We start from the raw sequence: 12115 nt of genomic DNA, 5'->3' as shown, positions 1-12115 counted from the left end.
AGGTTGACTTAACGTTAACTATTCTGCTAACAATGGTCCGTATGATAGTCATCATCCGGGCCATTTATTTTAGGGACATAAGAATATGAGCTACCAAGAAAAAAATGCAATGTCGCCAATTATGGACGCGCTAGTACCAATGGTGGTTGAACAAACTTCCCGAGGCGAACGCTCTTACGACATCTACTCACGTCTGCTTAAAGAGCGCGTGATTTTTTTAACGGGTCAAGTGGAAGACCACATGGCAAACCTTGTCGTGGCTCAGCTACTTTTCCTAGAATCTGAAAATCCAGATAAAGATATTTTCCTATACATCAACTCGCCAGGCGGCAGCGTAACAGCTGGTATGTCTATTTACGATACCATGCAGTTCATTAAGCCAAATGTCAGCACTGTGTGTATGGGTCAAGCATGTTCAATGGGTGCCTTCCTGCTTGCAGGTGGTGCGCCAGGTAAGCGTTACGTACTGCCTAACTCACGTGTAATGATCCACCAACCATTGGGTGGTTTCCAGGGTCAAGCTTCTGATATCCAAATCCATGCTCAGGAAATCCTGACGATTAAACAGAAGCTAAACAAGTTGTTAGCAGAACATACAGGCCAACCTCTTGAAGTCATTGAGCGCGATACTGATCGTGATAACTTCATGTCATCAGAGCAGGCTGTGGAATACGGTATCGTGGATGCAGTGTTAAGCCACCGTGGCGAGTAATTAGCCAGCGCATTTTGGCAAAAATTGATATACACTCATTCATGAAGAGTAAAGGCTAAGAGGTTAGCGAATGACAGATAAAAGCAAAGAAAGTGGCAGCGGTAAATTGCTGTACTGTTCTTTCTGCGGCAAAAGTCAGCACGAAGTTCGCAAGCTAATCGCAGGTCCGTCAGTGTACATTTGCGACGAGTGTGTCGACTTATGTAACGATATTATTCGCGAAGAAATCAAGGATGTTCTCCCTAAGAAAGAATCTGAAGCGTTACCAACGCCAAAACAGATCCGTGAACACCTTGATGACTATGTGATCGGGCAAGATTACGCGAAAAAAGTGCTCGCAGTTGCGGTATATAACCACTACAAGCGTTTACGCAATGGTGATACAACGAGCGAAGGTGTGGAGCTTGGTAAGAGTAACATCCTTCTAATTGGTCCTACAGGTAGCGGTAAAACACTACTTGCGGAGACATTAGCTCGATTCTTGGATGTGCCATTTACAATGGCAGACGCGACGACACTAACCGAAGCCGGTTACGTAGGTGAAGACGTTGAAAACATCATCCAAAAGCTTCTGCAAAAATGTGATTACGATGTAGCTAAAGCAGAACGCGGCATCGTTTACATTGATGAAATTGATAAGATTTCACGCAAAGCTGAAAACCCATCTATTACGCGTGACGTATCTGGTGAAGGTGTTCAGCAGGCGCTACTAAAACTTATCGAAGGTACGGTTGCATCGGTTCCACCTCAAGGTGGTCGTAAGCATCCTCAGCAAGAATTCCTACAAGTGGACACATCTAAGATCCTGTTCATTTGTGGTGGTGCTTTTGCTGGCTTAGACAAGGTGATTGAGCAGCGTGTTGCAACAGGTACAGGTATTGGCTTTGGTGCTGAAGTTCGTTCGAAGAATGAATCGAAGACGGTAGGTGAGCTATTTACTCAAGTTGAACCTGAAGACTTAGTGAAGTACGGCCTCATTCCAGAATTCATTGGTCGTCTACCTGTAACAACAACACTGACTGAGCTTGATGAAGAAGCGTTGATTCAGATCCTATGTGAACCGAAGAACGCACTGACCAAGCAATATGCAGCATTGTTTGAGCTAGAAAACGCCGAACTTGAATTCCGTGAAGATGCGCTGCGCGCTATCGCGAAAAAAGCAATGGAGCGTAAAACAGGTGCTCGTGGCTTACGCTCGATTCTTGAAGGCGTGCTACTTGAAACCATGTACGAATTACCATCTGCAACAGACGTTAGTAAAGTCGTGATTGATGAGTCCGTCATTAATGGCGAGTCAGAGCCACTGCTTATTTACAGTAACGCAGACAATCAGGCAGCTGGAGCAGAGTAAATTCAGCCATAATGAAAAAGGAGGTAAGTAATTACCTCCTTTTTTTATTTCTCTTATTGAATCCAAACAATTAGCCCCCATATACTGCCTTAAGTAATACGTTAAACGTGAAAGCGGAAGAGAGAATTATATGAACTTGGAACGTTCCGAGCGTATCGAGATCCCGGTACTACCTCTACGTGACGTAGTGGTCTACCCACACATGGTTATTCCATTGTTTGTTGGTCGTGAGAAATCGATTAGCTGTCTAGAAACGGCGATGGAAACCAACAAACAAGTTCTTCTTGTGGCACAAAAGCAAGCGGATACTGACGAGCCTACGGTTGACGACCTATTTGACGTAGGTACGGTAGCCACCATTCTCCAGCTCTTGAAGCTTCCGGATGGCACAGTAAAAGTATTGGTCGAAGGCCAGCAGCGAGCAAAAATCAATCACTTTAAAGAGAGTGACTTTTTCCTAGCGGAAGCTGAATTTGTTGTTACGCCAGAATTGGATGAGCGTGAGCAAGAAGTGATTGTTCGCAGCGCGATTAATCAGTTTGAAGGGTTCATTAAGCTAAACAAGAAGATTCCACCAGAAGTGCTAACGTCACTTAATGGTATCGACGAAGCCGCACGCTTAGCGGATACCATTGCGGCTCATATGCCGTTAAAGTTGGTGGATAAGCAGCAAGTGCTTGAAATTGTTGACGTCACTGAGCGTCTGGAATTCCTGATGGGCCAGATGGAATCAGAGATCGACTTGCTGCAAGTTGAAAAACGAATTCGTGGTCGCGTTAAAAAGCAAATGGAAAAATCTCAGCGTGAGTATTATCTGAATGAGCAAATGAAAGCGATTCAGAAAGAACTTGGTGAGATGGAAGACGCACCAGACGAGTTCGAAACGCTACAGAAGAAGATTGACGAATCAAAAATGCCTCAAGAGGCACGTGAAAAGACAGAGCAAGAGCTGCAAAAGCTTAAGATGATGTCTCCAATGTCTGCTGAAGCAACAGTGGTTCGTAGCTACATCGATTGGATGGTCAGCGTTCCTTGGGCTAAGCGCTCAAAAGTTAAGAAAAACTTAGCGAAAGCAGAAGAGGTTCTTAATGAAGATCACTACGGTCTAGAACGCGTCAAAGAACGTATCCTTGAATACCTGGCTGTTCAAAACCGTATCAACAAGCTAAAAGGTCCTATCCTTTGTCTTGTTGGTCCTCCTGGTGTAGGTAAAACGTCTCTTGGTCGTTCAATTGCTTCAGCTACAGGCCGTAAGTATGTTCGTATGGCGTTGGGTGGTGTGCGTGATGAAGCGGAAATTCGTGGTCACCGTCGTACTTATATCGGCTCATTACCAGGCAAATTGATCCAGAAGATGTCGAAGGTTGGTGTGAAGAACCCGCTGTTCTTATTGGACGAAATCGACAAAATGTCTTCCGATATGCGTGGTGATCCGGCATCGGCTCTACTAGAAGTACTTGATCCTGAACAGAATAACTCGTTCAACGATCACTACCTAGAAGTGGATTACGATCTCTCTGACGTTATGTTTGTTGCGACATCGAACTCGATGAACATCCCGGGTCCATTGTTAGACCGTATGGAAGTTATTCGTTTATCTGGTTACACCGAAGACGAGAAGCTGAACATTGCAAAACGTCACCTTGTTGATAAACAAGTGAAGCGTAATGGCTTGAAAGCGGATGAGATCGTCATTGAAGATTCTGCGATTATTGGCATCATTCGTTACTACACGCGTGAAGCGGGTGTCCGTAACTTAGAGCGTGAGATTTCTAAGATCTGCCGTAAAGCGGTGAAGAACATCTTGCTGGATAAGGACATCAAGTCAGTAACGGTAACGATGGACAACCTAAAAGAGTACTTAGGTGTTCAACGTTTCGATTACGGTAAAGCGGATGAAAGTAACCGAATTGGTCAAGTAACTGGCCTAGCTTGGACCGAAGTGGGTGGCGATCTATTAACGATTGAAACTCAATCAATGCCAGGTAAAGGTAAGCTGACACAAACGGGTTCTCTTGGTGATGTGATGCAAGAGTCTATCCAAGCAGCAATGACAGTGGTTCGCTCTCGTGCAGAAAAGCTAGGTATCAATACTGACTTCTACGAGAAGAAAGATATTCACGTACACGTCCCGGAAGGCGCGACACCAAAAGATGGCCCAAGTGCGGGTACAGCAATGTGTACAGCATTGGTTTCTTCTCTAACAGGCAACCCTGTGAAAGCAGAAGTAGCGATGACGGGTGAAATCACACTGCGTGGTGAGGTTCTACCTATCGGCGGCCTAAAAGAGAAGTTACTTGCGGCACACCGTGGTGGCATTAAGACAGTGCTAATTCCAAAAGATAACGAGCGTGATTTGGAAGAGATTCCTGATAATGTTATCGCGGATCTGGAAGTTATCCCTGTACAGTGGATTGATGAAGTACTGAAAGTCGCACTAGAGCGAGACCCGACGGGCGTTGAGTTTGAGTCTCAAAAATAGTGATGTGTAGCAAAAATAAGTAAAAGTTTACGCTGATAAGCCCAAAAAGGCTTGTCAGCGTTTTTTTTGGGCGCTAAGTTAGTTTCGATAGCTGCCAGCCCTTGATGAATAAGGGGTGGAGCATATTTTCTTAACAATGGAACGAAAGTCATCACAAAAATAATCACAGATGACACAAAGGGGAAATTACAGTGAATAAAACTCAGTTAGTAGAACAAATCGCAGAAAATGCAGATATTTCTAAAGCGTCAGCGGGTCGTGCTCTAGATGCATTCATCGAAGCAGTAAGCGGAACTCTTCAATCTGGTGATCAAGTCGCTCTAGTTGGCTTTGGTACATTCAGCGTTCGTACTCGTGCTGCACGTACTGGTCGTAACCCAAAAACTGGTGAAGAAATCCAAATCGCAGAAGCAAAAGTACCAGCTTTCAAAGCTGGTAAAGCACTGAAAGACGCTTGTAACTAATCACGGCGTTATTTCTGTAACCGGCCATTTGCTTAACTTTTGCTCAAACAATAAGTTTCGAACAAAAATTTACAAACTTCGAGCCGAACTTTCTTAAATTATGCGCATCATACTGATGCGCATTTCTTTTTCTGATATTATTGCGCCATTATTTCTATTAGATAGAAGCAGTAGGCTTCAATTGTGGAGAGCAGTTAAATTATGATGGATCGACTACGCGAAGGCGTGAATAGCATCGCGGTCAAAATTATCCTTGGACTTATCATCCTGTCTTTCGTATTTGCAGGTGTAGGTAGCTACATCGTTGGTGGTAGCAACAACTCTGCAGCGAAAGTCGGTAACACTGAGATTCCTCGTGGTGAGTTCGAGATGGCATACCAAAATGAGCGTAACCGTATGCAAGCTCAGTTGGGTGACTACTTCTCTCAAATGCTGGCTGACCCTGCATATGTTGAATCTTTCCGCAAATCCGTTTTAGATCGAATGATCAATGACGTGTTGCTTGACCAACAAGCTGAAGCTTTGGGTCTGCGAATCAGCGACACTCAAGTGCGTAGCATGATTCTAGACATGCCTCAGTTCCAATCTAATGGTCAGTTTGATCAAGAGATCTATCAAGCTTCTTTGCGTCGTGCAGGCTTTTCGCCAGACTCTTTTGCTGAGTACATGCGTCGTGAATTGGTTCGTGAGCAACTGCTGAATGCGCTACAAAACAGTGAATTTATTCTGCCGGGTGAAGTACAAGCAGAAGGCAAGCTGTTCACTCAAACTCGTGATATTCGCACGATTCAGATCGACTTAGCGGAGTTTGCGAAAAATATTGAATTGACCGACGAAGAAATTCAAGAGTACTACAAAGCAAACCCAGACAACTTTACACGCCCAGAGCAGGTTAAAGTCTCTTACATCGAACTGTCAGCTGAAGCGCTAAAGGAACAAGTTAATGTTTCTGATGCTGAGGTGAAAAAGTACTACGACGAGCACTTAAACAAATACTCTTCAGAAGAGCAACGACGTGTCGCTCACATTCTTGTAGAAGGGGACGATGAAGCAAAAGCGCAAGCTATCCTAGATGAGCTAAACGCGGGTGCAGATTTTGCGACGCTTGCTCAAGAGAAATCTGACGATTTTGGCAGCGCTGAAAACGGTGGTGACCTAGGTTGGATTGAGCGTGATGTGATGGACCCTGCTTTTGAAGAAGCGGCATTCGCACTGAAGAATCCTGGCGATACGTCGGGTCTAGTAAAGTCGGACTTTGGCTATCACATTATCAAGCTTGAAGAGCTAAAAGATTCTGTGGCGAAGCCATTTGAAGAAGTCGCTGCTGAAATCAAACAAGAGATGGTCGACCAACAAGCGATCGATCAATTCTACGAGTTGCAAAATGAGCTTGAGCGCGTAGCGTTTGAATACCCAGACTCATTGTATGATGCTTCTCAAGCGGTTAACCAAGAAGTGAAGACAACGGACTTTATTTCTCAGGTTGATGCACCTGAAGTGCTTCGTAGCCCTGCGGTAATGCAAGCTATCCTAAGTCCTGAAGTTAAAGAAGATGGCCTAAACTCTGAAGCTATCGAAGTTGCGCCTGAGCATATTATCGTTGTTCGTGTTGAAGATGCGCGTGACGAGACAGTTCTTCCACTAGAAGAAGTGAAAGATCAGGTTGTTGCAGAGCTATCTCGTGTTAAAGGTGAGCAAGAAGCGATGGAACTTGGAACACAAGTCGTTGCGGCATTGAAAGAAGGTAAGACGAACGTGCTTGCTGAAAACAATCTTGCCTTTGGTGAACAAGAGACAGTAGATCGTCGTTCTCCGTTAGCAACAACGGTATTCGCGATGGCAAAACCAGTCGATGGTAAACCAGTATACGGTCAGTCTAAAGATCTTGAAGGTAACATCATTATCATCGAGCTTGATGCTGTAAACGCAGAGCTAGATAGTGAGTTAGAAGATCAAGTTGCGATGCAAATGCAGCGTGCATCTTCTCAGCAAGATTTATCATCTGTACTAGCCGTACTGCGTGCAAATACTGACATTGAGTACTTTGTTGTGAGCAACTAAGCACAATTAGTGTAATTTGTATGTTGAATAAAACGGACCGCATAAGCGGTCCGTTTTATTTTTGTCTTTATGAACTTCAATCATCAATAGGCATTACTTAAATTAGTGCGCGTTTAAGTGATAGCGGCCGTTGTGAATTCCGGGTCATCTCAGTTTGTTAAATGCATAACCATATTGCTTTCCATTGCAAACTTGATAGTGACTCGCTCTCGACGACTGTTTTTAGCCTACTATTTTGGAGATTGTATGTTCAATATGAAATGGATTTTGACATTGTGCTTATTTGTTTTTGCACCTTTTAGCATGGCTGCGGATTCAGCCACTGACAAATATGAAGGAATTGAAATTACTGTAAATATCAACACGGCCACTGCTGAAGAAATTGCGACCATGTTGAAAGGTATAGGTGAGAAGAAAGCGCAGAGTATAGTGGACTACCGCGAGGAACATGGCCCTTTTAAAACGGCAGCAGATTTGAAGAGCGTAAAAGGCATAGGTGAAGCGACAGTTAAGAAAAACGAAGACCGCATTTTACTGTAGCTTGATGTATTGCAGATATTGAGTCTGAATTCAGAACAATATCTGTTTCCCTATTACTGCTTTCCCGAACCAGCCCCTCTTTCGTGGTTCGGGATTTTTTATCCGAATAAACGACGGCGAAGGCCTTTTTCCAGTAAAGCCATTACTAACCCACCGAGTGCGCCAAACATATGAGCATCAATAGCAACGTTTGCACCGATAAGCTCAGCAGTACTGCTGGATGGGCCATAGACCTGCTCCCATGCTACTTTGGCGATTAGTCCTCCAACTAACAACACACTGCTTCTTCTGCTTTCAAAGACTTCTCTGAGCGCCCAAAATCCAAACAATCCGTGTAATACGCCGGATAAACCCACGTATACCGACATGTTGGTAAACAAATTCAGCGCACCAACACATGCACATAAGATTGAAAAAACGATAAGGAAGTTACGAGTGCTTGGGCGAAAAATAAAAGTAATGATCCACAATCCGGCGAGGTTCATTCCTAAGTGCGCAAAGTTGGTATGTGTGAGATTTCCTGTTACGATTCGCCACCATTCACCATGGCGTATATTGTAGCTGTGCCACTCGGTTAGGCTTGCCATTGGTTCAAATTGAAGTATCAAACAGATCACGCTGATAATACTCAGCAAGGTATAAAGGTTCACTCTATGTCTCGTTATTGTTCTCGTTGTGGAAAATCGCAAAAAGCGTGTATTTGCCAATGGATTGTACCGCTGGCAAGCGAGGTAGAACTTATCATTCTTCAGCACACGAGTGAAGAACATCGTCCGCTTGGTACGGCACGGATTCTCAATTTGAGTTTAGATAACTGTATTTGTTTGATAGGAGAGGACTTTTCTTGTGATGATGCCTTAAATCACTTATTAGCGGATGAGTCATATCAACATTTTGTTCTTTACCCATCAGAAGAGTCACGATGCATTTCTGAAATCACTCAAGCGAGTCATAGTGTATCTAAGAAAATACGTTTGATTTTGCTCGATGGTACGTGGAAAAAAGCGTACAAAATGTGGCAACTCTCAAGCAACTTACATCCACTCCCAACCGTGCAGTTGCCTAAGCAACTACAAGGGCACTACACCATTCGTAAGGCGCCCTCTGAGAATAGCTTATCGACAGTCGAGGCTGGTTATCATTCGCTTCGCTTGCTTGAACCCGAGCGAGACTTTACACCGCTGATGCGTGCGTTTGAAAAGATGATCGAATTCCAAATCGCCCAGATGCCTCCGGGCGTTTTTGAAAAGAATTACTTGAAAGGTTGAGTGTTACTAAAGAACGATGGAAGAGAAAAGTTGGCGGTGTAGCTTTTGCGCGTGACCATCGGTCATTGCAGAAATATAATCGGCGATGACCCTCATTTTATTGCTCTCGCTCTTCGCCTGACACCACAGATCTCTTGTATGAACGGGTAGTAATCGCTCTGGGTCTGCTGTTAACGCTTCAAAAATATCCATAATAATTTGCTGACCCTTATACTCAACGATCTGGACCTGCGGGACTTGGATAACGAAGGTGCTGACAAAGTGCTTGAGTACGTCAAGTGCACGTGCCATCTGTGGTTCTAAACACGCATTCCAAGACAGTAACGGGTTATTAAACGGCTCATCCACCGTTTTGATTGAAATGCTGGTCAGTAGCGCGTTAACCATACCACCGATAGCATCTTTCCGCTCATGGTGCTTACCGCTAAATAGCATCTGTCCGATGGAATCGATATGAGCTTCAAACCACGGGTCGCCACAGTCCGCTAATTGACTTGCTGCGCCTTCTTGCCATTGCTGACGTGTCACCATACCAAGTACGATTGCATCTTCTAAATCATGAACACCGTAGGCGATATCATCTGCTAGCTCCATGATTGAGCAATCGAGTGATTTAAAACGCGTTTTACTGTGCTCAAACTCCGATTCTGGCGTTGAACGCATCAGACTAAGCAATGCCTTGTCGTTGTCAGAAAGCGGTGCAATTACCCAATCAAATAAGTCTTTATCACAATCATAAATGCCTTTAGCTGGGCTCCAATCTTTTGCTTTTAGTTTACGTTGATGCTCGGCTGGTTGAGGCAACTTGACGGAGCGTGTTTGACTAATGAGGGCAGGGTACTTAATCAAACCAAGCAGTGTGCGGCGTGATAAATTCATTCCGAAATGCTCAGTATAAGGCTCTAACTTAGTGACGATACGAAAGGTTTGGGCGTTCCCCTCGAAGCCGCCATGTTCGCGCATTACGTAGTTTAGAGCGACTTCTCCCCCATGACCGTATGGAGGATGCCCGATGTCGTGAGCCAAACATAATGAATCAATTAAGCTGTCTGATGGTAATAGATCGCGGAACTCTGGCTGTTTTTTCTTTAACTGGGCGACGATACCGGTCCCTAGTTGCGACGCTTCTAAGGAGTGTGTTAACCGACTGCGGTGAAAGTCTTCCAAGCTATTGCCGTGTACTTGGGTTTTTGCTTGTAGGCGTCGAAATGCAGCCGAGTGAAGAATGCGCGCTCGGTCTCGTTGGTACGGGCTCCGATGGTCGTCTCGACGGATTTTATGCTCATCATCATGGCGCTCTTGCCATTGCGGGTGTAATTCAAACGACACGATTATCTCCGTAAGCTAACTGATTTCATCTAACGATAATTCGAAACTTGGGGCAAAGGTATTGAGAAAGTAATCCATTTCAGGCGTTCTGCGTTCTTGCAAAGTGACGTCTAAGCGTTTTTTTGCCAGAGCGAACTCATGGTTGCCGGCGCTTAGTTCTTCAAGACATTTTAAATAGGCACAGATGGAATCGGCTTGCTTAACGATTTTTGCGTCCTCTTCGTGTGCAGAGTGAGAAAGAAGATAGGGGGCAAAATCATCGTGGAACTCTTCCGGTAACATTGAGAGTAATTTTTGTTCCGCTGCCGATTCTATCTTCTTATATTCTTTGGCAATTTCAGGGTTGTAATACTTCACTGGAGTTGGAAGATCACCCGTTAATACTTCACTGGAATCATGGTACATGGCAAGAATAGCGATGCGTTCTGGATTAAGGTTGCCGCCGAACTTTTTGTTTTTAATTAGGGCAAGGGCATGAGCGACAAAAGCAACTTGTAAGCTATGCTCTGAAACGTTTTCTGGTGAGACGGACCGCATTAAAGGCCAGCGTTGGATCAGCTTCATTCGAGCCAGGTGGGCGAAAAAATGGCTTTCTTTCATGGCTTCCTCCGTTTCTGGTGTAAAAAAAGGAACTCACTAGGAGTTCCTCTAAGCATATGAGAGATCAGCACTAATTACTACCAGTGATTCATTACTGGCTGTAGGTTGATAGGAATCTTTCAAAACGTCCAATAGCGATTTCTAGATCTTCAACGTGCGGTAGTGTCACGATGCGGAAGTGGTCTGGTTTTGGCCAGTTAAAACCGGAACCTTGCACCAGTAAGACCTTCTCTTGTTTTAAGAAATCTAAAACCATCTGCTGATCGTTCTTGATGTTGTACATTTTAGTGTCGATTTTCGGGAAGAGGTACATCGCACCCTTAGGTTTGACACAAGAAACACCAGGAATCTGATTGATCAGTTCATACGCTCGGTTGCGCTGCTCTAATAAGCGTCCGCCAGGTAAAATCAGTTCATTAATACTCTGGTATCCACCTAACGCGGTTTGAATCGCATGCTGCATTGGTACGTTTGCGCATAAACGCATCGATGAAAGCAGCTCCAAGCCATTCACGTACCCTTGAGCCAGATGTTTAGGCCCCGTTAGGAACATCCAGCCACCACGGAAACCACAAACACGGTAGGCTTTTGAAAGGCCATTGAATGTCATGACTAGCACGTCTTCAGTGAGTGTGGCGACTGAGGTATGTGTTGCACCGTCGTACAACACTTTGTCGTAGATCTCATCTGCGAAAATGATCAGTTTGTGCTGGCGTGCTATCTCAATCACTTCAAGTAGGAAGTCACGGCTGTATACCGCACCTGTCGGGTTGTTCGGGTTGATCAGAACAATGCCACGTGTCTTTGGTGTGATTTTCTTTTTGATGTCTTCAAGGTCTGGGTACCAGTCAGCCTCTTCATCACATAGATAATGAACCGGCTTACCACCAGATAGTGCAACTGAAGCTGTCCATAACGGATAGTCTGGTGCTGGGATCAGCATTTCGTCGCCATTGTTTAATAGCGCTTGCATGGCCATTACGATCAACTCAGACACGCCGTTACCTACATACACATCTTCGACATCTAGCGAGCGTATACCTTTACGCTGATAGTGTTGGACCACAGCTTTACGAGCAGAGTAAATGCCTTTGGAATCACAATAGCCTTGAGAAGTCGGCAGATTACGAATCACGTCGACTAAAATCTCATCAGGGGCGTCAAAACCAAATGGGGCAGGGTTACCAATGTTTAGCTTTAGGATTTTATGCCCTTCTTCCTCCATGCGCTTAGCATGTTTGAGTACAGGACCCCTAATGTCGTAGCAGACATTGTCGAGTTTTGACGACATCCCGATATTTTGCATTG

Annotated in this window: 11 protein-coding genes; 7 read left to right on the top strand and 4 right to left on the bottom strand. The window is 44.6% G+C overall.

Annotated elements, in window-relative coordinates; genetic code table 11:
* The first annotated feature begins 85 nt into the window (after positions 1 to 85).
* The 6 genes from clpP to J4N40_RS11890 all read left to right on the top strand — a co-directional run bounded on the left by clpP (position 86) and on the right by J4N40_RS11890 (position 7610).
* Complete coding sequence (gene clpP, locus J4N40_RS11915) at positions 86 to 712, top strand: ATP-dependent Clp endopeptidase proteolytic subunit ClpP (protein ID WP_005382347.1); 627 nt, start codon at positions 86 to 88, stop codon at positions 710 to 712.
* Positions 713 to 782: 70 nt separating this feature from the next.
* Positions 783 to 2063 (top strand): ATP-dependent protease ATP-binding subunit ClpX, encoded by a 1281-nt coding sequence (clpX, locus tag J4N40_RS11910; RefSeq protein ID WP_005382345.1) that lies wholly within the window; start codon positions 783 to 785, stop codon positions 2061 to 2063.
* A 130-nt stretch (positions 2064 to 2193) separates the two neighbouring features.
* Positions 2194 to 4545, top strand: coding sequence for an endopeptidase La (gene lon / locus J4N40_RS11905; protein WP_005382343.1), 2352 nt, complete (start codon positions 2194 to 2196; stop codon positions 4543 to 4545).
* 191 nt (positions 4546 to 4736) lie between these two features.
* A complete protein-coding gene (gene hbs, locus J4N40_RS11900; RefSeq protein WP_005382341.1) occupies positions 4737 to 5009 on the top strand; it encodes a non-specific DNA-binding protein Hbs in 273 nt (90 codons plus the stop codon).
* 201 nt (positions 5010 to 5210) lie between these two features.
* Positions 5211 to 7070 carry a peptidylprolyl isomerase gene (gene ppiD, locus J4N40_RS11895; RefSeq protein WP_005382334.1) on the top strand — a complete coding sequence of 620 codons (1860 nt, stop codon included), beginning with the start codon at positions 5211 to 5213 and terminating at the stop codon, positions 7068 to 7070.
* A gap of 255 nt (positions 7071 to 7325) precedes the next feature.
* Positions 7326 to 7610 carry a ComEA family DNA-binding protein gene (locus J4N40_RS11890; protein ID WP_031777211.1) on the top strand — a complete coding sequence of 95 codons (285 nt, stop codon included), beginning with the start codon at positions 7326 to 7328 and terminating at the stop codon, positions 7608 to 7610.
* A 98-nt stretch (positions 7611 to 7708) separates the two neighbouring features.
* On the opposite strand, the gene rrtA is transcribed toward J4N40_RS11890, so the two are convergent.
* Positions 7709 to 8260: a rhombosortase gene (gene rrtA / locus J4N40_RS11885; protein ID WP_005382331.1), complete on the bottom strand. Its 552-nt coding sequence runs from the start codon at positions 8258 to 8260 to the stop codon at positions 7709 to 7711.
* Positions 8261 to 8263: 3 nt separating this feature from the next.
* On the opposite strand from rrtA, the gene J4N40_RS11880 reads away from it, so the two are divergent.
* Positions 8264 to 8878 (top strand): tRNA-uridine aminocarboxypropyltransferase, encoded by a 615-nt coding sequence (locus J4N40_RS11880; RefSeq protein ID WP_025766956.1) that lies wholly within the window; start codon positions 8264 to 8266, stop codon positions 8876 to 8878.
* A gap of 6 nt (positions 8879 to 8884) precedes the next feature.
* Here the strand turns inward: J4N40_RS11880 and J4N40_RS11875 are convergent, their stop codons facing one another.
* The 3 genes from J4N40_RS11875 to J4N40_RS11865 form a co-directional block, all read right to left on the bottom strand.
* Positions 8885 to 10207, bottom strand: coding sequence for an anti-phage deoxyguanosine triphosphatase (locus J4N40_RS11875; RefSeq protein WP_017634779.1), 1323 nt, complete (start codon positions 10205 to 10207; stop codon positions 8885 to 8887).
* A 15-nt stretch (positions 10208 to 10222) separates the two neighbouring features.
* Entirely contained in the window at positions 10223 to 10807 is a 585-nt protein-coding gene (yfbR, locus tag J4N40_RS11870; RefSeq protein WP_017634778.1) for a 5'-deoxynucleotidase, read from the bottom strand.
* A gap of 91 nt (positions 10808 to 10898) precedes the next feature.
* On the bottom strand, positions 10899 to 12113 hold the full coding sequence (locus tag J4N40_RS11865) for a pyridoxal phosphate-dependent aminotransferase (protein WP_005384283.1): 1215 nt from the start codon (positions 12111 to 12113) through the stop codon (positions 10899 to 10901).
* Positions 12114 to 12115 lie beyond the last annotated feature (2 nt).

This window comes from Vibrio sp. SCSIO 43097, from assembly GCF_023650755.1.
GTDB lineage: Bacteria > Pseudomonadota > Gammaproteobacteria > Enterobacterales > Vibrionaceae > Vibrio > Vibrio alginolyticus.
This window is presented reverse-complemented; position numbering and strand designations above follow the sequence as displayed.

What these genes read in the sequence shown, in the direction of transcription:
- clpP (WP_005382347.1), top strand. Translation starts at nt 86, where the DNA reads ATGAGCTACCAAGAAAAAAATGCAATGTCGCCAATTATGGACGCGCTA.
- clpX (WP_005382345.1), top strand. Translation starts at nt 783, where the DNA reads ATGACAGATAAAAGCAAAGAAAGTGGCAGCGGTAAATTGCTGTACTGT.
- lon (WP_005382343.1), top strand. Translation starts at nt 2,194, where the DNA reads ATGAACTTGGAACGTTCCGAGCGTATCGAGATCCCGGTACTACCTCTA.
- ppiD (WP_005382334.1), top strand. Translation starts at nt 5,211, where the DNA reads ATGATGGATCGACTACGCGAAGGCGTGAATAGCATCGCGGTCAAAATT.
- J4N40_RS11890 (WP_031777211.1), top strand. Translation starts at nt 7,326, where the DNA reads ATGAAATGGATTTTGACATTGTGCTTATTTGTTTTTGCACCTTTTAGC.
- J4N40_RS11880 (WP_025766956.1), top strand. Translation starts at nt 8,264, where the DNA reads ATGTCTCGTTATTGTTCTCGTTGTGGAAAATCGCAAAAAGCGTGTATT.
- yfbR (WP_017634778.1), bottom strand. Translation starts at nt 10,807, where the DNA reads ATGAAAGAAAGCCATTTTTTCGCCCACCTGGCTCGAATGAAGCTGATC.
- J4N40_RS11865 (WP_005384283.1), bottom strand. Translation starts at nt 12,113, where the DNA reads ATGCAAAATATCGGGATGTCGTCAAAACTCGACAATGTCTGCTACGAC.